We start from the raw sequence: 22,491 nt of genomic DNA, 5'->3' as shown, positions 1-22,491 counted from the left end.
CTCGTCGCCGTTCTCTCCGTCCTCCCCTGTTCTACGGGAGGGAGAGGGAACCGTCGCGCTGCGGGGGGATCGCCACGCCGTTCTGCTGGAGGGCGACCGTGCGCGCGGGGGAGGGGATGCGGATGCCTTCGAGGCGGTACCGCTTGTGCAGCCGCTTGATGAACTCGTGCTTGATCCGGTACTGGTCGCTGAACTCGCCGACGCCCAGGATCACCGTGAAGCTGATCCGCGAGTCCCCGAACGTGTGGAAGCGGATGGCGGGTTCGTGCTCGGGCGTCGCGCCCTCGATCTCCGTCATGACCTCGGTCACGACCTCGGAGGTGACGCGCTCCACGTGCTCCAGGTCGCTGTCGTAACCGACGCCGACCTGCACCATCAGGGTCATCTCCTGTTCCGGCCGGCTGTAGTTGGTCATGTTGGTGCTGGACAGCTGGGCGTTCGGGATGATCACCAGGTTGTTGGAGAGGTTGCGTACGACGGTGTTGCGCCAGTTGATGTCGACGACGTACCCCTCCTCCCCGCTGGTGAGGCGGATGTAGTCGCCGGGCTGGATCGTCTTCGAGGCGAGGATGTGGATGCCCGCGAAGAGGTTGGCGAGGGTGTCCTGGAGGGCCAGCGCCACCGCGAGACCGCCGACGCCCAGGGCCGTGAGCAGCGGGGCTATCGATATCCCCAGGGTCTGCAGCACGACCAGGCAGCCGATGGCCAGGACGACGACCCGGGTGATGTTGACGAAGATCGAGGCCGATCCGGCGACACCGGAACGGGACTGGGTGACGGCCCGCACCAGACCGGCGAGGACACGCGCCACGGTGATGGTGGCGGCGAGCATGACCAGGACCGTCAGGATCTGGTTGACGGTGTGGTTGACCTTGCCGGTCAGCGGCAGCGTCGCCGCCGCGGCGGCCACTCCGCCGGTGATCGCCGCGACCGGTACCAGCGCGCGCAGGGCGTCGACGAGGACGTCGTCCCCGGTCCACCGGGTACGGGTCGCGTGCTTGCCCAGCCAGCGCAGCAGAAAGCGGAGCAGGACGGTCGCCACGAGCCCGGCGATCAGCCAGACGCCCGCCAGGATCCAGTCGTGGGCAGTGAGGTCTCGGTTCACCGGCTGCCTCCCGTCGTGCGGGGGAGAGGGCGTACGCCCGTTATGTGTGTCGTCACCTGGTAGCCACCTGCTGCTCGATTCCGGGAAGTGCCGGCCCGTCGGTCGGGACATGGCGTCGACCGGCGGGACTGGCTCATCTTGCTACATGGGCACGGGTGCTTCGCCGCGCAGCCGCACAGGTCAGGCCAACTCCCACGGACAACGCCGCCAACTCGGTACATCTGCGCACCTGTCGACGCCCCGTCCGGCCGGTACGGGAGCCGGGTCCGCCTCGTTGTCCGCCCCTGCGGGCCGCCGGCGAGGCCTTTGCGGGCCAGGTGCCAAGTTGGCCTGGATACATCGACACAGGCGCCTCAGGAGTCACTGAACGATCCATGGCGCCCGGCTCCCGCCGAGAACCGCGCCGCCCCCTCCATGCTTTCCGCCAGTACGCCCCTCCCGTGCCGCAGTTCGACGCCCAGCGCGGCGCGCTCGGTCAGGCCCTCCTGGTCGAGGACCGAACTCCGGTCGCGGCGCAGACACGCCTGCGGGAACCCGGCGATCGTGGCGGCCAGTTCCTCGGCCTCCGCGCGCGCCCGGCCCGTCGGGACCACCCGGTTCGCGAGACCCATCCCGTACGCCTCGGAGGCGGGCACCGGACGGCCGGTCAGGATCATGTCCATCGCGCGGCCGGTGCCGACGATCCGGGGGAGCCGTACCGTTCCGCCGTCGATGAGCGGCACGCCCCAGCGGCGGCAGAAGACCCCGAAGACCGCGTCCTCCTCGGCGATTCGCAGATCGCACCAGAGGGCCAGTTCGAGACCGCCCGCCACGGCGTGGCCCGCGACCGCGGCGATCACCGGCTTCGACAGCCGCATCCGGGTCGGCCCCATCGGCCCGTCCCCGTCCTCGGCGACGCGGTTGGCGCGCTCGGTGCCGAGCGCTTTCAGATCGGCCCCGGCGCAGAAGGTCCCGCCCTCACCCCACAGCACGGCCGCCCGGGCGGACTCGTCGGCCTCGAACGCCCGGAAGGCGCCCGCGAGTTCGGCCGCGGTGGGCCCGTCGACCGCGTTGCGGGCCTCGGGTCTGCTGAGGACGACCGTGGTGACGTACCCCTGGCGCTCGATCCTGACCGGCATCGCACGGACCCCCTCGTGAGGCGACGCCAGCAGGCTACTCCCGGGTCACCCACCGGTCCGGGTTCCCGCGGCACTGAAGGCAGGGGCGCAGCCCCGCTTTCAGGTCCACGGGGAACGGCGGGAAGGCAGGGGCGCAGCCCCGCCTTCAGGGGCGCGGGGAACTGCGCGGCCAGCCACCACTCCCCGCAGCCGCGACACTCCCGCAAGCGCCACAGCGCAACCGCACCCGCCACACTCCGGCAAGCCGCACGGACGCGCGGCGTCAGATCATCTTCAGCCGCACCAGCGCGCCCAGCGTGAGCGCCCCCGGCAGCAGCGGCAGCCACACCGTAATGATGCGGTAGGCGAGCACCACCGCCGTCGCCAGGGCGGCAGGCCCGCCCGCCGCGACCAGCGCCACGATCAGCGCGGCCTCCACCGAGCCGATCCCGCCCGGCGTCGGCACCAGCGCGACGGCGACCGTGGCCGCCAGATAGGCGACCGCGATGTGCAGCGGAGGCACCGGCAGCCCCAGCGCCTGGCCGACCGCGGCCAGCCCCGCCGCCTGGAAGACGGGGAACGAGAACGAGCCGCCCCACAGCGCCAGCGCGCGAACGGGCCGCGTGTGCACCGACCGCGCCTCGCCCAGCGCGGTCCGCAGGAAGGAGAACACGGCGGTCCGCACCCGCCGTACGAGCAACAGAACCGTCACCGCGACCAGCACCACCGCGCCGACGGTGAGCAGCAGCGGGCCCACCGCGCCGTCCGGGAGGAGCCCGCCCACCCGCAGCGCGTCCGGGAAGGCGATCAGCAGGCCCAGCAGCAGCCCGACCCGGGCGACGGACTCCGCCAGCAGATACAGCGCGAGCGCCGATGACGAGCGGGCCAGCGGAACCCCGCACACCGTCATGAACCGCAGATTGACGGCGCTCGCGCCGAGGCCCGTCGGCAGGAGGTGGTTGGCCGCGCCCGCCGCGAACTGCGTCGCCAGCAGCCGCCGTTTGGGCAGCTTCTGGACGAGGGCGCCCTGCCGGGTGACGGAGGCCGCCACCCACGTCATACAGGTCGCGGCGGCGGCGGCCAGCAGCCAGGGCCACTTCGCCGAGGCGAGATACCCAAAGCCCTCCGCGAGCACGGACCGGTGCTGCACCGCGACCACGGCCACGAGGGCGAGCGGGAGCAGGCAGAGGATCTGCCGGACCGGAAGGCGTCTGGGGAGGCTGTGGGGGAGCCGTTCGACCGTCACATCGCAAGAGGTTTTCCGTGCCGCACCAACGGGGGGTTGCGGACACGGGGACGAGGGCTGACACGCTGCGCACGGCCTCGCGTCGCCCGCCTCGGCGGGAGCCGGGATGCCGGGAAGGTAATTCGTTTCGGTGAGTGTCATCGTCATTCCCTTGACCTCAATAAAACTTGAGGTTCTACGGTCGGTCCCATGAGTATGGAGACGACAGCCTGGACGCAGTTGTACAGCGTCATGAACGCCCAGCGGGAGCGCCGGCCCTTCGCCCGCGCCACCCTCCGACGTATCGCCGGATTCGCCCGTCCGCACCGGCGCCGGATCGGACAGTTCGTGGTGCTGAGCGTGGCGACGGCCCTGCTCGCCGTGGCGACGCCGGTCCTCGCCGGACGTGTGGTGGACGCGATCGTGGCCGGCGGCGACGAGGGGACGGTCGTCCGGCTCGCCCTGCTCATCGCGGTGATCGCGCTCGCCGAGGCGGCGCTCGGCCTGGTGAGCCGCTGGTTCTCCGCGACGCTGGGCGAGGGGCTCATCGTCGATCTGCGGACAGCCGTGTTCGATCATGTGCAGCGCATGCCGGTCGCGTTCTTCACACGCACTCGTACGGGCGCGCTCGTCAGTCGTCTCAACAACGACGTGATCGGAGCCCAGCGTGCCTTCAGCAACACCCTCTCCGGAGTGGTCGGCAACGTCGTGACCCTGCTGCTCACGCTCGCCGTGATGCTCACCCTGTCCTGGCAGATCACCCTGCTGGCGCTCGTCCTGCTCCCGGTGTTCGTGATCCCGGCCCGCCGGGTGGGCAGGCGCATGGCGAGACTCCAGCGCGAGGCCGCCGACCTCAACGCCGCGATGGGCACGCGGATGACCGAACGCTTCTCCGCGCCCGGCGCCACCCTGGTCAAACTCTTCGGCCGCCCCGCCGAGGAGTCCGCGGAGTTCGCCGCCCGCGCCCGCCGCGTACGGGACATCGGCGTGCGCACGGCGATGGCGCAGACCGCGTTCATCACGGCCCTCACCCTCGTCTCCGCCCTGGCCCTTGCGCTGGTCTACGGCCTCGGCGGCTGGTACGCCCTGCGCGGCAGCCTGGAGCCGGGCGCCGTCGTCTCGCTGGCCCTCCTGCTGACCCGCCTGTACGCGCCCCTCACCTCGCTCGCCGGGGCGCGCGTCGAGGTCATGAGCGCGCTGGTCAGCTTCGAGCGCGTCTTCGAGGTGCTCGACCTGAAGCCGCTCATCGAGGAGAAACCGGACGCCCGCGCGGTGCCCGAGGGACCGGCCTCCGTCGAGTTCACCGACGTCCGCTTCGCCTACCCGTCCGCCGACAAGGTCTCCCTCGCCTCCCTGGAGGAGGTCGCCGCGCTCGACACCCGGGGCGGCGCCGAGGTCCTGCACGGCATCTCCTTCCGCGCGGAACCCGGCCAGACCGTCGCCCTCGTCGGCTCGTCCGGCGCGGGCAAGTCCACCGTCGCCGCACTGCTGCCCCGGCTGTACGACGCCGACGGGGGCTCCGTACGCATCGGCGGCGTCGATGTCCGCGACCTGAGCGCCGAGTCGATGCGGGCGACCCTCGGCATGGTCACCCAGGACGGCCACCTCTTCCACGAGTCGGTCCGCGCCAACCTCCTCCTCGCCCGGCCGGACGCCGCCGAGGACGACCTGTGGGAGGTGCTGCGCCGGGCCCGCCTCGAAGACCTCGTGCGCTCCCTGCCCGACGGCCTCGACACGGTGGTCGGCGAGCGCGGCTACCGGCTCTCCGGCGGCGAACGCCAGCGCATGACCATCGCCCGGCTGCTACTCGCCCGCCAGCGCGTGGTCGTCCTCGACGAGGCCACCGCCCACCTGGACAACACCTCGGAGGCCGCCGTCCAGGCGGCCCTCGCCGAAGCCCTGGAGGGACGCACCGCGGTCGTCATCGCCCACCGGCTGTCGACGGTGCGGGCCGCCGATCTGATCCTGGTGGTCGAGGCGGGCCACATCGTCGAACGCGGCACGCACGACGAGCTGTTGACCGCGGGCGGCCGGTACGCGCAGCTGTACCGCACCCAGTTCGACAAACCGGTCCGCGACGGCCGAGGCGTGGCGGACGGGGCGGAAGTGGCCGGGATCGCTGTTGCGGGAGGGACGGTCGCGCCTGGAGCGGTCGCGTAGCCGGCGCGTGAAGGTCCGGCGGGTTCGTCATTCGGACGCGGACGGTCATTACAGGCCTTTCATGTTCGGCGAATGTCTCCGTCGGAACGGCGCCGGCGACTCGATAGGTACCGTCGGCGACGCCCCGGAGCGGGTGCTCCCGAAGCCTTGATCGGCTCCCGTCCAAGGGAGTCGATCAAGCTCTGTCGGCCCTCGCGCGGCCTCCCCGGCGCCGGTCCCGATGCCGCGAAGTGGATCGCCCGGTTCGACTACCAGCGCTTTCACGGTTCGACCGGGCGCACCCCGTCCCACTAGCGCGTGAGCTGCCATCACGCCCACCACAGGCCCCGGTCGGCGGCTGGAGTCAACGCGCATAGCTTCCACCGACCCCGGAGCGGTTCACAGGTCACACGGCACGCGTTTTTCGTCAAGGCACTCTCAAGACTCAAAAGATGAGCGCAAGTTGCACACATCCCCTCTACATACTGGTCTTCATGGTCTAGATTGACCGTGCTTCAGCTGTTCGGACACATGGCGACAAATAATGATCAAAAGGTTTGGCGCCATAAACAGGTAGTGGTCGCGTCCCAGACGCCCGACGCGGCAGTGATCCATTCCCGGAGCCCGGGAGGACCTTCGAGTGCGGGGAGCACCCGGGGTTCCGACGGGACTCCGCGCACCTTGAGAGTCCGGCGCGACCTTCGAGTCCGCCGTAGCCGGGGTGCGTTGACCAAGTAACGCCCGCACAACGGATTCGTCATGCGCGGGAGGTGGGGGCCTCCCGAGGGGAAGAACGGCGCGGACACGGGGGGCGGGGCCTCCCGGGGGGAGACCGGTGCGGGAGGCGGGGGCCTCCCGGGGGGAGGGGCGGTGTCGTACGAACACGTCGAACCACTGCGGACCTGGGGGGTTCTGTGCAGCGGGGGGATCTAGTCAACCCTTTTCCGTCGGCACGCGGGCGACTGGCGAACGAGACCATCAGCCGGCCCGCGAGCGACTGGGAACAGCGCTACCGCCGTACCGTGATCATCACCGACACGGTGGCGACCGCTGTCGTGGTGGCGGGGATCGGCAACTTCTTCGGGGCCCGGGACGCGGCCAACTGGCACGAGAAATGGGTGATCCTCGCCTTCGGCACCGAACTGCTGGTGCTCGGAGCGCTCGCGGTGAGCCGGTCGTGGGCTCCGGCCGTGCTCGGCCAGGGAGCCGAGGAATTCCGCCGGCTCGGACGCTCGCTGTTCACCGCGGCCGTCGTCCTGGCGCTCGGGGGAATCGCCCTGACCTCGCGCAACATCAAACTCTGGATCTTCGTCGCGATACCCGCGATCGCGATCGTCACCATGATCGCGCGCTATCTGCTGCGCCTCAGGCTGCACAGACAGCGCAAGGAAGGGCAGTGCCTGAGACCGGTGCTGGCCGCCGGGAGCCCGGAGACCGTACGTGATCTGATCACCCGCGCCCGCAAGTTCCCGCACCTCGGCTGGCGGGTGGACGGGGTCTGCACGACCGACGGACTCGGGCCCGACGGCGACGAGTTGGACGGAGTGCCGGTCGTCGGCCGGCTGGCCGACGTCGCCAACCACGTACGCCGTGACGGCTACCGGGTCGTCGCCGTCACGCCGGACCCGCACTGGTCACCGGACCGGCTGCAGCGGCTGGCCTGGAACCTCGAAGGCAGCGACGCCGAGATGGTCGTGGCCCCGGTGCTGATGGAGGTGGCCGGCCCGCGGCTGCACGTCGACGCCGTCCTCGGGATCCCGCTGCTGCGGGTCAGCATGCCGGCCTTCACCGGCGGACGCCGGGCGGTCAAAGGCATCGTCGACCGGCTGGGCGCGGCGGTCCTGCTGATGCTGTTCGCACCGCTGATGGTGCTCGTCGGGCTGCTCGTGATGACGAACAGCCGGGGCGGGGCGTTCTACCGCCAGCGAAGAGTCGGCAAGGACGGCCAGGAGTTCACCATCTACAAGTTCCGCACGATGGTCGCCGGGGCCGACCGGGCCCGTACCGCGCTGGCCGACCGCAACGAAGGCGCAGGTCTGCTGTTCAAGCTCCGCCGGGATCCACGGGTGACCCGGGTGGGAGCGGTACTGCGCCGCTACTCGATCGACGAACTGCCGCAGCTGTTCAACGTACTCACCGGATCGATGTCGCTCGTCGGCCCGAGACCCCCGCTGCCGGAGGAGTCCGCGGCGTACGGCCCGGACATCCGGCGGCGGTTGCTGGTCAAACCAGGACTCACCGGTCTGTGGCAGATCAGCGGGCGCAGTGACCTGCCGTGGGAGGAGGCGGTCCGCCTCGACCTGCGGTACGTGGAGGACTGGTCGCTCGCCCTGGACACGGTGATCTTGTGGAAGACGCTACGCGCGGTGCTCTACGGACACGGGGCGTACTGATGCGCGGGGGAGTGCGGCGAGGAACGCCGGTAGGCGCACGGACCGCGGGCCGGGAGGGCCTGCATGGGGGGAGAAACGGATCATGAAGGTCAGCGTTTTCGGGCTCGGCTACGTGGGCTGCGTATCAGCCGCGTGCCTGGCCAGCATGGGGCACGAGGTCATCGGGGTGGACGTCAACCAGGTCAAGGTCGACCTGGTCAACGAGGGCAAGGCCCCGGTGGTGGAGGAACGTATCGGCGAACTCATCGCCGACGTCGTACGGACCGGCGCCCTGAGAGCCACGGACGACGTCCGTGAGGCGATCATGGACAGCGAGATCTCGCTGGTCTGCGTGGGCACACCCTCGGAGGCCAACGGCAGCCTGTGCACCACCTACCTGGAGCGCGTCACCGAGGAGATCGGCGCCGCGCTCGCCGAACGGGGCGGACGGCACACCGTCGTGTTCCGCAGCACCATGCTCCCGGGCACCTGTCTGAACCTGCTCCTGCCGATCCTGGAGAAGTACGTCGGCGGCACGGCCGGCGTGGACGTCGGGGTCGCGGTCAACCCGGAGTTCCTGCGCGAGGGCACCAGCGTGCGGGACTTCTTCGACCCGCCCAAGACCGTCATCGGCGAACTCGACCGGGCGAGCGGCGACGCCGTGCGGGCGCTGTACGACGGCCTGCCCGGCGAGGTGTTCCGGGTACCGGTCCCGACGGCCGAGGCGATCAAGTACGCCGACAACGCCTTCCACGGCCTCAAGATCGGCTTCGCGAACGAACTGGGCGCCGTCTGCCAGGCGCTCGGGGTGGACTCGCACCAGGTCATCGACGTCTTCCTGGCCGACCGCAAGCTGAACATCAGCCCCGCCTATCTGCGGCCCGGCTTCGCCTTCGGCGGCTCCTGCCTGCCCAAGGACCTGCGCAGCCTGGTCCACGCGGCACAGCGCGCCGACGTCCAGGTGCCCATCCTGTCCCATGTGCTGCCCTCCAACTCCGCCCATCTGCAACGCGCGGTGGAGATGGTCGAACGCACCGGCAAACGCCGGGCCGGACTCTTCGGGCTGTCCTTCAAACCCGGCACCGACGACCTGCGCGAGAGCCCGCTCGTCGAACTGGCGGAACGTCTCTTCGGCAAGGGCTACGACCTGAAGATCTACGACGCCAACGTCAGCCTCTCCAGGCTGCTCGGCGCGAACCGCGAGTACATCGAAACCCGGCTGCCGCACCTCGCGCACCTCCTCGCGGACTCCGTGGAAGAAGTGCTCGACCACGCCGACGTCTGCCTGATCGGCACCCGCGATCCGGCCGTCCTGTCGGCACTGCCCCATGGCGAGGGCCCCGTGCTCATCGATCTCATCCACCTTCCCGACGCCGAGGCGCGCCGGACCGAACCGGGGTACATGGGCCTTGCTTGGTAACACATCGTCCGACGACACGACCGGCACCGACACGACCGGCACCGACCGGCCCGGCACCGACACGACCGGCCGGCGCGCGCTGGTTCTCGTGGAGAACCTGTCGGTGCCCTTCGACCGGCGGGTCTGGCAGGAGTGCACGACACTGCGCGACGCGGGCTGGGAGGTCCACGTCATCTGCCCGCGGGGAACCAAACGGGACACCGAGCCGGAGGCGGTGATCGACGGGGTGCGGATCCACCGCTACCCGTTGCGCGCCGCCACCGGCGGACCGGCCGGCTATCTGCGGGAGTACGGAGCGGCGCTGTGGCACACGCTCCGGCTGGCCCGCAAGGTCGGCCCGGTCGACGTGGTCCACGCCTGCAACCCGCCCGACCTGCTGTTCCTGCCCGCGCTGTGGATGAAGCGGCGCGGCGCACGGTTCGTCTTCGACCAGCACGACCTGGTGCCCGAGCTGTACCTCTCCCGGTTCGACCGCGGCGAGGACCTGCTCTACCGCGGCGTGTGCGCGCTGGAACGGATGACGTACCGGGCCGCGGACATCGTGCTCGCCACGAACGAGAGCTACCGCGACGTCGCGGTCAGCCGGGGCGGGCAGCGGCCCGAGGACGTCTTCGTGGTGCGCAGCGCGCCCCAGACCGACCGGTTCCGGCCGGTACCGCCCGAGCCGGAACTCAAGCGCGGCAAGCCCCATCTGCTGTGCTACCTCGGCGTCATGGGCCCCCAGGACGGCGTCGACTACGCCCTGCGGGCCCTCGCGAAGCTGCGCGACGACCTCGGCCGGACCGACTGGCACGCGGTGTTCGTCGGCTCCGGCGACGCCTTCGACGCCATGGTGGAGCTGTCCCGCAAGCTCGGGCTCTCCGAACAGGTGCAGTTCACCGGTCGCATCCCGGACGCCGACCTGGTGCGCTACCTGTCCACCGCGGACGTGTGCCTGTCACCCGACCCGCGCAACCCGCTCAACGACGTGTCGACCATGAACAAGGTCCTGGAGTACATGGCCATGGGCCGGCCGATCGTCTCCTTCGACCTCCGTGAGGCACGCGTCTCCGCCGGCGACGCCGCCGTCTACGCGCCCGCCAACGACGAGGCCGAGTTCGCGAAGCTCGTCGCGCTGCTGCTGGACGACCCGGCGAAGCGGGCCGAGATGGGCAGGACCGGCCAGGAGCGGATCGGCGGACAGCTCTCCTGGCGGAACTCGCAGGCGGCACTGCTCGCCGCCTACACCGCTGCCTGCCGCGACCGCACCCCGGTGTCGGCGGGCGGCCCCACCCGCACAGGGAGGAGGCCGCTCCGTTGAGCGACGACACGATACGCCTGGTCACGATCGGGCGGATTCTCCGCCGGCGCCGGCGGCTCCTCGCCCTCCTCGTGGTGGTGGGCGGGCTCGTCGGCTACGGCGCCTCGGTGCTGTTCCCGCCGACGTACACGGCCTCGGCATCGGTCCTGCTGCCGGGGCAGTGGGAGGAGCGCGAACTGCTCACCCAGGCGGAGATCGCGACCAGTTCGGTCGTGATCGACCGCGTGGCCGCCACCCTCCACTGGCAGGGCGTCAGCGGCAGCGACCTGCGGGACGAGGTGACCGCCGCCGCGGCCAACGGGAACATCATCAAGATCTCGGGCACGGCCGACACCCCGGAGCGCGCCCAGCGGCTCGCCGACCGGTCTGCCCAGCAGTTCGTCGCCTTCGCCGCGCGCGTCGCGGGCGACAGCACCGACTCCGACGCGGCCACGGGCCCCGAGGCCCTGCGTCAGCAGGTGGAGGAGACCAACCGCCGGATCACCGACCTGTCCAAGGCCGCGAATCCGGGACAGACCGTGGAGAGCGTGCAGACCCGCACCGCGCTCGCGAATCTGCGCACAGCGCTGGAAGAGGCCATGCAGAAACTCGACGAGGCCGACCCGGCGACCAGCAAGGCCGGCATGGTGGTCATGGGCCCGGCGGCCCGGCCGACCGGCGAGGCGCCACCGACCAGGGTGCAACTCATCGCCGGCGGGGCGCTGCTGGCGTTCCTGCTCACCGTCGTCGCCCATCTAGCCGCCGCCCGGATGAACCGCCGGCTGCGCACCGAACCGGAGATCGCCGCGGCACTGGGCTCGACACTGCTCGGCACCGTCGACGTACCCGAGGAACGGCCCGCGCACGGGCAGCGGGACCGCGGCCGGGCGGCCCGGATCCGCCGGCTGCTCGGCGTCGACACCCGGTGGGACGCCCCGGACCCGCAGAATTCCGCGGACGAGGCCGGCCGCCGGATCCGCTACCGGCGGGTGTGCGTACGCCTGCGCAACAAGCTGCCGGCCCCCCGGCGGCTGCTCGTCGTCGTACCGGACGGCGACGGGACCGCCCGCCGGGCCGCCGACCAGCTCGTCGCCGAGGCCAAGAGCGATCCGGTGCTGCGGGTGGTGGACGTCGCGATGTCCCAGCCGCTGCTCCCCGACCGCGACACCGAGTCCGGCGTCCTGGTCGTGCTCAGCGCGGGCAGCTGGACCGCCGCGGAGCTCGCCGCCGTCGCCGAGGCCGGCGCGGACGCCGGACACGAGATCGTCGGCATCGTCGTCGCCGACACGGTCCGGGCCCGGCCGGCGCGGTCCACGGACCGGCCCGCGGACAGCACCCCGCTGGCGCTCGCGGTTCCCGGCAGCACCACGGGAGGTCCGGCATGACGACGAGTACGACAGCGGAGTCGTCGGCCGCCACCCCGCTGCTCGATCTGCACGCGCTGGTCGTGGCGGTGCGCAGGCGCCGCCGCCTCTGGGGTTCCGTGGCACTGCTGGGGCTGCTGCTCGGCGCGGCCGTGGCCGTCCTGCTGCCGCCCTCGCCGAGCGCGACGGCCAAGGTGCTGGTCGTGCACCAGGACGACCAGCCGAACGACACCGGCACACTGATCCGTACCGACGTCGCGCTGCTCGGCACCACACGGATCGCCGACAAGGCCCTCCAAGCCCTCAAGTCCCCGGAGAAACCGGAGGACTTCATGAAGGACTACCGGGGCACCGGCCTGACCAACAACCTGCTGCAGATCGATGTGACGGGCAAGAGCGACGAGGAGGCGGTGGCCCGCGCCAAGGCGCTCGCCGACGCCTTCGTCGCGGACCATGTGCGCAGGATGCGGGAGGCCGCGCAGGCCGAGGCCAAGGCCCTGCTCGACCAGCGCGACCGCATGCGGGACGAGCTCACCGAGGTCAACAACGCGATCGGCGACCGTTCACCGGAGAGCGACCCCCAGGCGTCGGCGGGCCTTGAGTCCCTCTTCGCCCGCCGCGCCCTGCTCAACTCGCGGATCGCCGACTTCGACCAGCGCGCCGCGGACGCGCGCACCGGTACACCCAAGGTCATCGCCGGCACCCAGATCGTGGACGCCCCGCGCGCGGTCGAGCACTCCCTGCCCCGATCGGCCGCCACCAACGCGGTGATCGGGCTCGTCCTCGGGCTGGTCCTCGGCCTCGGCCTCGCCGCGGTCGGCACGGTGGTGGCGGACCGCCCCGTACTGCGCAAGGAGATCGCGGCGAACCTGGGCGCCTCCGTCGTCGCGGAACTGCGCGCGATACCCCGCTGGTCGGCCGGGCTCTGGCGCCCCCGGCGGACCCGCGCGGCCCGCGAACGCCTCACCGCGACCCTGGCCCGCGCCGTACGAGGCTCCGCGGAACCCGTCTCGCTGCTCGAACTGGGCTGTGCGCGCAGCACCAGCGTGATCGCCCTGAACGTCGCCCGAGCACTGGCGACGGAGGGACCGGTCGTCGTCATCGACGGTCTGCCCGGACGGGAACTCGCCAACAGCCGGCAGGAGCCCGGCGGCCCCACCGTGGTCAGGGGCGAGGACGCCGCGGCCGTACCGAAACAGGCCCGCCGGCTCGGCGTCGGCTCGGTCGCGCCCGGCACCGCGTGGACCGACCTCCAGTACCTCGGCGGCCAGACAGTGCTCGTCGTGCGCGCCGGACACGGCAGCGCGGCCTGGCTGCACACCGTGGCACGGCAACTCGCCGACCAGCGCATCCCGGTGATCGGCGTGGTGCTGATCGACCCCGATCCGCGCGACCGCACCGACGGCACGCTGTGGGACGGGCTGCACACCGCGCTACGCGGCGCCCATGAGCGGCCCGCCCGGCAGGCCGGGACAGGCCAGCCGCGAACCGAACGGCCCTCCATGACGGCCGCACGCGTCCCGTACAGCGACCAGGAGGCCAGGTAGATCATGTGTGGCATCGCAGGCACGTACCTGTGGCCGGACGGCAAGGCCGTGACCGACCGGCTCACCGATGTCCTCGCCCACCGCGGCCCCGACGGCGCCGGCCGCTACAGCCACCGCGCCGGTGACGGCGAAGTGCACCTAGGGCACCGTCGGCTGGCCATCATCGATCTGTCCGAGACCGGCGCCCAGCCGATGGTCTCCGACGGCCTCTCCCTCACGTACAACGGCGAGCTGTACAACGCGCCCCAGCTGCGCACCGAGCTGGCCGCCGCCGGGGTGCGGTTCCGCGGCACCTCCGACACCGAGGTGCTCCTTGAGGCCTGGCGGCGCTGGGGCACCGACTGCCTGCCCCGGCTGCGCGGCATGTTCGCGTTCGCCGTCTTCGACGAGCGGACCGGTGAACTGGTCCTCGCCCGCGACCAGCTCGGCATCAAACCGCTGTTCCTGCTCCGGCGCGGCAAGGGCCTGATGTTCGCCTCCGAACTCAAGGCGCTCGCCGCCGTGACCGGCGGAACGCTGGAGGTGGACCAAGCGGCGCTGGTGGCCTCGCTCCTCTACTACTGGGTGCCGGACTCGCGCTGCGCGTTCAGCGAGGCGGAGAAACTCCCGCCGGGCAGCTGGCTGCGCTGCCGGCCCGACGGCCGGATCGAGCGCGGCCGGTACTGGAACCTCAAGGACGTCGCCGCCGAGGGGCAGGAACGGGCCCGCAGCGGCGAACTCCCCGACCTGGCCGCCGTCGTCGAGGAGTCGACCCGGCAGCACCTGCTCTCCGACGTGCCCGTGGCGACCTTCCTCTCCGGCGGTCTCGACTCCAGCTATCTGACCGCGCTGGCGGCCCGCGACCGGCCCGGGATCTCCGCCTACACGATCGGCTTCCGCGCCGAGGACGCCAAGTTCGAGGCGATGCCGGACGACCTGCGCTACGCCCGGCAGGTCGCCGGGCAGTTCGGCGTCGACCTCCACGAGATCGAGATCGCCCCGGACGTGCTCGACCTGCTGCCGCGGATGACGCACCACCTGGACGAGCCGATCGGCGACCCCGCCGCGATCAACACCTTTCTGATCTGCTCGGCCGCCCGCGAGGCCGGGGTCAAGGTGATGCTCTCGGGCATGGGCGCGGACGAACTGTTCGCCGGCTACCGCAAGCACCTCGCGAATCTGCTCGCGCTGCGCTACCAGCGCGTCCCGCGTCCGCTGCGGCGCGGTGTGTCCGCGACGGTGGACCGGCTGCCGGTCGCCACCTCGCGCCGCGGCTTCCGGTCGGTGCGCTTCGCGAAACGGTTCCTCTCCTTCGCCGACCTGCCGGAGGAGACCGCGTTCCGGCGCAGCTACACCATGTACGACCAGGACGAACTGCTCGCCCTGGTCGATCCTGACCTGGCCGGGACGGTCGACGACGTGCTGACCGAGCACGCGGACGTCTACGAGGACAACGACCTCGACGACTTCGTCAACCGCATGTGCCTGGGCGACGCCCGGATGTTCCTGCCGGGCCTGAACCTCGCCTACACCGACCGCTCCAGCATGGCCGCCTCCACCGAGGTGCGCGTGCCGTACGTGGACGTCGAGGTGGTCAAGGCGGCGTTCGCCTTCCCCGGGAATCGCAAGATCGCCGGACGGCAGAGCAAGGCGGTCCTCAAGGAGGCGGCCACCTCGGTCCTGCCCCGGGAGATCGTCTACCGGCCCAAGGGCCTGTTCAGCGCCCCGCTGCGGGCCTGGATGAGCCGGGACCTGGCTCCGCTGGTGCGCGAGGTGGTGAACGACGGCGTGCTCGTCAACTCCGGGATCCTGCGCCGCGACGCCCTGGCCCGCATGGTCGCCGAGGACGCCGCCGGACAGCGGGACTTCTCCAAGCACCTGTGGCATGTCCTGACCCTTGAGTACTGGTACCGCGACGCGACTTCCGGCTCCGACCGGAGCCAGGCGGCATGACGGCACGACGGCGTAGAAATCAAGAGGAGCCCGGGTGAAACAGGTTGTGCAGAACTACAAGAGCGGCGAACTGGCGCTGCTCGACGTGCCCGTGCCGGGGTGCAAGCCCGGCGGCGTGCTGGTCCGCAGCGCCTTCTCGCTGATCTCCACCGGCACCGAGCTCATGAAGGTGTCCGAGGCCGGTATGTCGATGGTGGGCAAGGCCCGCTCCCGGCCGGACCAGGTGGCCAAGGTCATGCAGAGCGTGGCCACCAACGGGGTGCCCGCCACCTACCGCAAGGTCATGGGCAAGCTCGACTCGTACACGCCGCTCGGCTACTCGCTGTGCGGGACGGTCGAGCAGGTCGGCCCCGGCATCGACGACGTGAAGGTCGGCGACCTCGTGGCCTGCGCGGGCAACGAGCACGCGCTGCACGCCGAACTGAACTGGGTGCCGAAGAACCTCTACACCCCGGTGCCGGACGGTCTCGCGCCCAGGCACGCGGCCTTCGGCACCGTCGGGTCGATCGCGATGCAGGGCGTCCGGCAGGGCGCGCCGCAGCTCGGCGAGGTGGCGCTGGTCATCGGCCTCGGCCTGATCGGGCAGCTCGTGGCCCAGCTCCTGACCGCCTCGGGAGTACGCGTCGTCGGGGCCGACCCCGACCCGGCGCGCTGCGCACTCGCCGAGCGCCTCGGCGCCGCGGCCTGCGGCGACCCCGCGTCCGCGGCCGTGGAGGCCGCCGTCGCCGAACTCACCGACGGCCACGGCGTGGACCAGGTGTATCTGGCCGCGGGCGGCGGCAGCAACCAGCCCGTCGAACTGGCCGCCCGGCTCTGCCGCGACCGCGGCCGGGTCGTCGACATCGGCAAGTGCCGGCTGGACCTGCCCTGGAACGCGTACTACGAGAAGGAACTCGACGTCCGCTTCTCCCGCAGCTACGGCCCCGGGCGCTACGACCCGTCGTACGAGCTGGAGGGACGGGACTACCCGATCGGCTATGTGCGCTGGACCGAGCGCCGCAACCTGGCGTGCTTCCTCGATCTCGCCGCCCGTGGCCGCGTCGACGTGGAGCCCCTGATCTCGCACGTCGCCGACTTCGACGACGCCGTGGAGACGTACCAGCGCCTCAAGGACGGCGAGTTGAAGGCCGTCGCCGTGCTGTTCCGCTACCCCGGCCCCGCCGAGGACCCGGCCGAGGCCTCCGCGGAGACCCCCGCGCCCTCGGTGACCGTGCCCGAGGTGCGACGCGGTGGGAAAGCGTCCACCCCGGCCCGGCCGGCCGACGCGCCCGTGCGGGTGGCGTTCGCCGGCGCGGGCAACTACGCGACGTCGATGCTGCTGCCGCACCTGGCGCAGCGCGACGGCGTCGAGCTGTCCACGGTCGTCACCACGACGGCCCTGTCCGCGGCCAACGCGAAGCGGAGGTTCGGCTTCAAGGAGGCGAGCACCGACCTCGACGCCGTGCTCGACGACAAGTCCGTCGACGCGGTGTTCGTCGTCACCCGGCACAGCTCGCACGCCGAACTGACCCGCCGGGCGCTGCTCGCCGGCAAGGCGGTCTTCGTGGAGAAGCCCCTCGCCCTCTCCGAGGACGAGCTGGCGGGTGTGCTCGCGGCGGTGGAGGAGTCCGGCAACGACCGGCTGCAGGTGGGCTTCAACCGCCGCTTCGCCCCGCTGCTCCAGGAGGCCAGGAAGAAGTTCGGTACCCGGACCGGCCCGGCGAGCCTGCGCTACCTGGTCAACGCGGGCCGACTTCAGCACGGCAGCTGGTACCTCCAACAGGGCACCGAGGGCTCCCGCTTCGCCGGCGAGGGCGGCCACTTCATCGACACGGCGAGCTGGCTCCTCGACGCGGACCCGGTGTCGGTGTACGCCACCGCCGCGCCCGGCAACGAGGACCTGAACGTGGTGCTGCGCTACCCCGACGGGTCCACCGCCACCATCAGTTACGTCACCACGGGCGCGGCCGGCTTCCCCAAGGAGACCCTGGACCTCGTCGCCGACGGCAAGGTGCTGCGGCTCGACGACTTCGTCCGTGCCTCGGTGTACGGCCGCAAGCGGTGGGTCAGTTCACGGCTGCCCAAGGCCCGGGACAAGGGCCAGAACGCCGAACTGGCCGCGTTCGTCAAGGCCGTGCGGACCGGTGGGCCCATGCCGGTGCCGCTGGAGTCGCTGGTCGCCACCACGGCGGCCACCCTCGCCGTGCCGTCCGGTCTGGCCGGGGGCGCGCCGGTGACGTTGGCGAGGGCGCGATGACCGTGAGCACCACCGCGGGCTGGTACCTGCGGCGACTGTCCCGGATGGGACCGCTGGAGGTCGCCGGCCGGGCGGGCGACACCGTACGCAGACGGCGGTGGCGGGCCGAGCCGCCCGCCGCGCCGAGCGTGACCGGCGCCCGGTTCACCGCGTCTCTGCCCGCCGGGACGCTCGCCGCGATACCCCCGGACGCCGCGAAACGGCTCGTCGCCGAGGCGGACCGGCTGATGGACGGCCACGCCGAGTTCTTCGGCGTGGTCCGCGACGACCTGGCCGACCCGGACTGGTGGTACGACCCGAAGACCGGACGCCGCGCCCCCGGGGGCTACGCCTTCGACGTGCCGTACCGCAGCGAGGACGCGGCCGGGGACATCAAGCAGATCTGGGAGCCGTCCCGGCACCAGTACCTCACCGTGCTCGCCGCCGCCTACGCGATCACCGGCGACGAGCGGTACGCCGAGCGCGTGGCCGCACATCTGCGGTCCTGGTGGACGGTCAACCCGCCGCTGCACGGTGTGCACTGGATCAGCGGGATCGAGCTGGGGATCCGGCTGCTGTCCTGGGTGTGGATCCGCCGGCTCCTCGACGGCTGGCCGGGCGCGGCCGGACTCTTCGAGGACGACCCGGTGGCGCGGAACCAGATCTGGCACCACCAGCGCTGGCTGGCCGCCTTCCCCAGCCGCGGCTCGTCGGCCAACAACCACATCATCGCCGAGGCCGCCGGACAGTTCGCCGCGGCCTGCGCGTTCGACTGGTTCCCCTCCTCCGGCCGGTGGCGGACCGACGCGCTGCGGTCCCTCGACCGGCATCTGCGCGCCAACACCTTCCTCTCCGGCCTCAACCGCGAACTCGCCAGCGAATACCACGGACTCGTCCTGGAACTCGGCCTGGCCGCGCTGGCCGAGGCCGACGCCGCCGACGTACCGGTCCCCGAGACGGTCCGCCTGGTGCTGCTGCGGATGACGGACGCGCTCGCCGCCGTCGTGGACGACCGGCTGCGGCCACCGCGCCAGGGGGACGCGGACGACGGGCACGGTCTGGTCGTCGACGGCACGGGCACCGACCGCTGGGCCTCGCTGCTGGCCACCGGGGACGCCGTGTTCGGCCGCCTCGACTGGTGGCCGACGGTGACCGGCACCGACGTACGCACCCCGCTGCTGGCCGCGCTCATCCGCCCGTACGCGAAGGCGCGGCCGAACGCGGAGAACGAGCCGTCCCCGCACCACGGGACCACGGCGGCGGTGACCCGCCCGGCGAACCGCCCGGCCCACTTCGCCGACGCCGGGCTCACCGTCCTGCGGGGCCCGGACGGGATCTGGTGCCGCTGCGACGGCGGCCCGCACGGCTTCCTGTCCATCGCCGCGCACGCCCACGCGGACGCGCTGTCCGTGGAGGTCCGGCACGACGGGGTCGACGTCCTCGCCGACCCGGGGACGTTCTGCTACCACGGGCAGCCCGAGTGGCGGCGGTACTTCCGCTCCACCCTCGGCCACAACACCCTGGAACTGGACGGCACCGACCAGTCCGTCTCCGGCGGCCCGTTCCTGTGGACCCGGCACGCCCGCACCCGCGTCCTCGACGCGGGGGTGACCCGCTGGTGCGCCGAACACGACGGCTACCAGGGCTCGGTGCACCGCCGCCGGGTGGAACTGACCGACGCGCCGGCCGAGTTGCGGGTGGTCGACGAGGTACGGGGACCGCGCCGGGCCGCACGCCTGGCCTTCCACCTCGGACCGGCGATCACCGCGGACCTGACGGGGAGCCGGGCCGTACTCACCTGGACGCGCGACGGCGAGAGGCGCTCCGCCGTCCTCGATCTGCCGGGAGAGCTGAGCTGGCGGGCGCACCGCGGCGAGAGCGACCCGCCGCTCGGCTGGTACTCCGCGGGCTTCGGACGCAAGGAGCCCGCCACCACGCTCGTCGGCACCGGCTTCGCCGACAGCGCACGGCGGTTCACGACCGTACTCAGCTTCCGCGACTCGAAAGTCCGCGACTAGAAAGGGGGAGGAAGCGTGCGATTCAAGTGGCGGAGGCGGGCGTTGCCGTTGGCGGCGCTGGCCGTGCTGGCGACCGGCTGCATGAACACGCCGGACGCCCCGTCGGAACCGACCGCCGCGCCGTCCACGTCCGGCGCCCGGTCCGTGGCGGGCGTGTGCGCCAAGCCCGCGGCCGGGCCGGCGAAGGCACCGGCGGGAGCGGTGACGGTCGACCCCGCGAAGACCGGCGACCTGGCCGCCAGGACCAAGAGCAGCCCGCCGAACACCACGTTCTGGCTGAAGCCGGGCACGCACCGACTCGAAGCGGACCGTTACGCGCAGGTCATCCCCAAGAAGGGGGACCGCTACCTCGGCGCGCCGGGCGCGGTCCTCGACGGCCGCAGGACCAACCAGTACGCGTTCGGCGGCACCGCCCGTGACGTCACCATCCGCCATCTGACCGTGCAGAACTTCGTCGCGCCGCACGACGAGGGCGTGGTCAACCACGACTCGGCCGACGGATGGGTGATCGAGCACGCCACGATCCAGCGCAACTCCGGCGCCGGGCTGATGGCCGGAGCCCGCCAGCAGGTCCGCGCCAGCTGCCTGCGGGACAACGGCCAGTACGGCATGAACGCCTACAAGTCCGGCGACACCCTCAAGGACCTGGTCGTCGAGGGCAACGAGATCACGGGCAACAACACCGGCGACTGGGAGCGGCGGCGCGAGGGCTGCGGCTGCACCGGAGGCATCAAGTTCTGGGCCGTCGACGGCGCCGACATCCGCGGCAACTGGGTGCACGACAACCGCGGCGCCGGACTGTGGGCGGACACCAACAACAACGACTTCCGCATCGAGGACAACGTCCTTGAGGACAACGACGGCGCCGCGCTGATGTACGAGACCAGCTACAACGCGGTCATCCGGAAGAACACCATCCGGCGGAACAACTGGGTCGAGGGCCGCAGATACGCCGAGAGCGGCGACAGCTTCCCCTTCGCGACCGTCTACCTGTCCGAGTCCGGCGGCGAACCCCGGGTCCGCGCCCGCACGGACAAGATCGAGATCTACGGGAACGTACTGGAGGACAACTGGTCCGGCATCACCCTGTGGGAGAACGCCGACCGGTTCTGCAACAGCCCCGCCAACACCTCGTCCGGCGACTGCACCCTGCTGACGCGGGACACCGACCGCTGCGTACGGCCCGCGATCGCAAAAGCACCGCTGTACGGGGACTGCCGGTGGAAGACCCAGCGCGTGGACATCCACGACAACCGCTTCACGCTGGACAAGTCCGTCGTCAAGTGCACCGCGAAGTGCGACCGCATGGCGGTGCTGTCCAACTACGGCACCTACCCGAAGTGGTCGCCGTACAAGGGCGAGAAGGTGGCCGAGGCCATCACCCGCAGGCAGCACAACCGCTGGCACGACAACGTGTACGTCGGACCCTGGCAGTTCGTCGCCCACGACCCCAGCCAGGTGCTCGACTTCGGCCAGTGGCAGGACACGCCCTACCGGCAGGACACCGGCAGCACCCTCGACCCGCAGGCCGGTGACTGAGATGACCGAGGACCTGAGGAGCGGCACACCGAAGCTCGTCGGCGTCGTCTGGGGACTGCTGATCCTCAACACGCTGGGCTCCGCGGGGGCGAAGACCATCGTCCCGCTGCCGCGCTCGCTCATCCAGCTGGTCACCATGGGCGCGCTGGTGGCCGCGTTCACGCTGGCGCTCGCGCTCAATCTCCGGCTGCGCATCCGGGCCAGCGCCTTCGTGCTCCTGCTCACCCTGCTGCTGGTGCCCAGCCTGATCTCCAGCCTCCAACTGGAGTCCGGGCTCGGCGCGTTGTTCCGCTGCACCCGGCTGGCCCTCTTCGTCGGCACGCTGTGGCTGCTCAGCCGCTGGTGGGACGGCGACCTGACCTTCGTACGGCACCACATCCGGATGTACTTCGCGGTGCTCGGGTCGGTCGCCGCCGGGCTGATCGTCTCCCCGGGCGCGGCCATGCCCGAGCTGTACGGCGGACGGCTGGTCGGCGCCCTGTGGCCGCTCACCCCGCCACAGATCGGCCAGTACGCGGCGGTGATCATCGGGCTCACCGTGCTGCTCGTCCTGGGCCGCCGGGCCGACCGGACCAGCGCGACGGTCGTCATCGTGCCCTCACTGGTCCTGCTCGCGCTGACCCACACCCGCACGGCCACCATCGGCATGCTCATCGGGCTGGTGCTGGCGATCGGTTCGCTCGTCCTGACCAGCGCCGCCGCCCGCCGCTTCTTCACCTGGGCGGTGCTCGTCGCCGTGGTGGCCGCGGTGGGGTTCGCCTCCGCGCTGCGGACCTGGTTCCTGCGCGGCCAGAGCCAGGAGAACCTCACCAGCCTCACCGGCCGGGCCAAGGTCTGGGACGCCCTGCTGGCGGAACCCCGGACGGTCGGGGAGAAGCTGTTCGGCATGGGCCTGGGCGACAAGTCGTTCGGCGGACTGCCCATCGACAACAGCTGGCTGGCCGTCTACCACGAGCAGGGCTGGATCGGCGTCACCCTCGTCGCTGCCGTCTTCGCCGTGCTGGGCGGGGTCGCGCTGCTGCGACCGCCTTCGCTGCCCAGGGCCTGCGCGATCTTCCTGATCAGCTACTGCGCGATCGCGTCGTACACCGAGGCGGGCCTCGGCGACGCCTCGCCGTATCTGCTCCATCTGGCCCTGGCCGCCTCCCTGTTGGCGGTTCCCGCGCCGCCGGCGCCCCCGTTGAAGCCCGTAGTCCCCAGACGACATGTCCCGCGCTGGGCCAAGGAGGGGAGGTGACC

The 22,491-nt window shown here is 71.7% G+C and carries 14 protein-coding genes; 11 read left to right on the top strand and 3 right to left on the bottom strand.

Going from position 1 to position 22,491, the window contains the following annotated elements; translation table 11 throughout:
- Positions 1 to 31: 31 nt before the first annotated feature.
- From J8N05_RS27540 to J8N05_RS27530, 3 genes are all read right to left on the bottom strand, one after another.
- Complete coding sequence (locus tag J8N05_RS27540; protein WP_210887300.1) at positions 32 to 1,105, bottom strand: mechanosensitive ion channel family protein; 1,074 nt, start codon at positions 1,103 to 1,105, stop codon at positions 32 to 34.
- A gap of 353 nt (positions 1,106 to 1,458) precedes the next feature.
- On the bottom strand, positions 1,459 to 2,223 hold the full coding sequence (locus J8N05_RS27535; protein WP_210887296.1) for a crotonase/enoyl-CoA hydratase family protein: 765 nt from the start codon (positions 2,221 to 2,223) through the stop codon (positions 1,459 to 1,461).
- A gap of 262 nt (positions 2,224 to 2,485) precedes the next feature.
- Complete coding sequence (locus tag J8N05_RS27530) at positions 2,486 to 3,448, bottom strand: lysylphosphatidylglycerol synthase transmembrane domain-containing protein (protein ID WP_247706517.1); 963 nt, start codon at positions 3,446 to 3,448, stop codon at positions 2,486 to 2,488.
- A 189-nt stretch (positions 3,449 to 3,637) separates the two neighbouring features.
- On the opposite strand from J8N05_RS27530, the gene J8N05_RS27525 reads away from it, so the two are divergent.
- The 11 genes from J8N05_RS27525 to J8N05_RS27475 all read left to right on the top strand — a co-directional run bounded on the left by J8N05_RS27525 (position 3,638) and on the right by J8N05_RS27475 (position 22,489).
- Positions 3,638 to 5,587 (top strand): ABC transporter ATP-binding protein, encoded by a 1,950-nt coding sequence (locus J8N05_RS27525; protein WP_210887291.1) that lies wholly within the window; start codon positions 3,638 to 3,640, stop codon positions 5,585 to 5,587.
- A gap of 893 nt (positions 5,588 to 6,480) precedes the next feature.
- Positions 6,481 to 7,959: a sugar transferase gene (locus J8N05_RS27520; protein ID WP_210887289.1), complete on the top strand. Its 1,479-nt coding sequence runs from the start codon at positions 6,481 to 6,483 to the stop codon at positions 7,957 to 7,959.
- Between the two features lie 82 nt (positions 7,960 to 8,041).
- On the top strand, positions 8,042 to 9,358 hold the full coding sequence (locus J8N05_RS27515) for a nucleotide sugar dehydrogenase (RefSeq protein ID WP_210887286.1): 1,317 nt from the start codon (positions 8,042 to 8,044) through the stop codon (positions 9,356 to 9,358).
- The gene (locus J8N05_RS27510) at positions 9,348 to 10,658 is read left to right on the top strand and encodes a glycosyltransferase family 4 protein (RefSeq protein WP_247706516.1); all 1,311 of its coding nucleotides are present in this window, start codon (positions 9,348 to 9,350) and stop codon (positions 10,656 to 10,658) included. The genes J8N05_RS27515 and J8N05_RS27510 overlap by 11 nt, the downstream gene beginning before the upstream one ends.
- Positions 10,655 to 12,022, top strand: a complete 1,368-nt coding sequence (locus tag J8N05_RS27505) for a Wzz/FepE/Etk N-terminal domain-containing protein (RefSeq protein WP_210887283.1) — start codon at positions 10,655 to 10,657, stop codon at positions 12,020 to 12,022. Before J8N05_RS27510 ends, J8N05_RS27505 begins: the two co-directional genes overlap by 4 nt.
- A complete protein-coding gene (locus J8N05_RS27500) occupies positions 12,019 to 13,548 on the top strand; it encodes a Wzz/FepE/Etk N-terminal domain-containing protein (RefSeq protein ID WP_210887280.1) in 1,530 nt (509 codons plus the stop codon). The genes J8N05_RS27505 and J8N05_RS27500 overlap by 4 nt, the downstream gene beginning before the upstream one ends.
- Positions 13,549 to 13,551: 3 nt before the next feature.
- Entirely contained in the window at positions 13,552 to 15,480 is a 1,929-nt protein-coding gene (gene asnB / locus J8N05_RS27495) for an asparagine synthase (glutamine-hydrolyzing) (protein WP_210887277.1), read from the top strand.
- A 34-nt stretch (positions 15,481 to 15,514) separates the two neighbouring features.
- Positions 15,515 to 17,716: a bi-domain-containing oxidoreductase gene (locus J8N05_RS27490; protein WP_210887274.1), complete on the top strand. Its 2,202-nt coding sequence runs from the start codon at positions 15,515 to 15,517 to the stop codon at positions 17,714 to 17,716.
- Positions 17,713 to 19,713, top strand: coding sequence for an alginate lyase family protein (locus J8N05_RS27485; RefSeq protein ID WP_210887272.1), 2,001 nt, complete (start codon positions 17,713 to 17,715; stop codon positions 19,711 to 19,713). Before J8N05_RS27490 ends, J8N05_RS27485 begins: the two co-directional genes overlap by 4 nt.
- 81 nt (positions 19,714 to 19,794) lie before the next feature.
- The gene (locus tag J8N05_RS27480; RefSeq protein ID WP_210890427.1) at positions 19,795 to 21,252 is read left to right on the top strand and encodes a right-handed parallel beta-helix repeat-containing protein; all 1,458 of its coding nucleotides are present in this window, start codon (positions 19,795 to 19,797) and stop codon (positions 21,250 to 21,252) included.
- A gap of 1 nt (position 21,253) precedes the next feature.
- Positions 21,254 to 22,489, top strand: a complete 1,236-nt coding sequence (locus tag J8N05_RS27475; protein ID WP_210887247.1) for an O-antigen ligase domain-containing protein — start codon at positions 21,254 to 21,256, stop codon at positions 22,487 to 22,489.
- The last annotated feature ends 2 nt before the right edge of the window (positions 22,490 to 22,491 follow it).

Source organism: Streptomyces liliiviolaceus (assembly GCF_018070025.1).
Lineage (GTDB): Bacteria > Actinomycetota > Actinomycetes > Streptomycetales > Streptomycetaceae > Streptomyces > Streptomyces liliiviolaceus.
The sequence above is the reverse complement of the archived record's forward strand: the minus strand, read 5'-3'. Positions and strand labels throughout refer to the sequence as shown.

Bases quoted from the DNA above. Each gene is read 5' to 3' on its own strand.
- J8N05_RS27480 (WP_210890427.1), top strand. From the start codon at position 19,795: ATGAACACGCCGGACGCCCCGTCGGAACCGACCGCCGCGCCGTCCACG.
- J8N05_RS27535 (WP_210887296.1), bottom strand. From the start codon at position 2,223: ATGCCGGTCAGGATCGAGCGCCAGGGGTACGTCACCACGGTCGTCCTC.
- J8N05_RS27525 (WP_210887291.1), top strand. From the start codon at position 3,638: ATGAGTATGGAGACGACAGCCTGGACGCAGTTGTACAGCGTCATGAAC.
- J8N05_RS27475 (WP_210887247.1), top strand. From the start codon at position 21,254: ATGACCGAGGACCTGAGGAGCGGCACACCGAAGCTCGTCGGCGTCGTC.
- J8N05_RS27485 (WP_210887272.1), top strand. From the start codon at position 17,713: ATGACCGTGAGCACCACCGCGGGCTGGTACCTGCGGCGACTGTCCCGG.
- asnB (WP_210887277.1), top strand. From the start codon at position 13,552: ATGTGTGGCATCGCAGGCACGTACCTGTGGCCGGACGGCAAGGCCGTG.
- J8N05_RS27515 (WP_210887286.1), top strand. From the start codon at position 8,042: ATGAAGGTCAGCGTTTTCGGGCTCGGCTACGTGGGCTGCGTATCAGCC.
- J8N05_RS27500 (WP_210887280.1), top strand. From the start codon at position 12,019: ATGACGACGAGTACGACAGCGGAGTCGTCGGCCGCCACCCCGCTGCTC.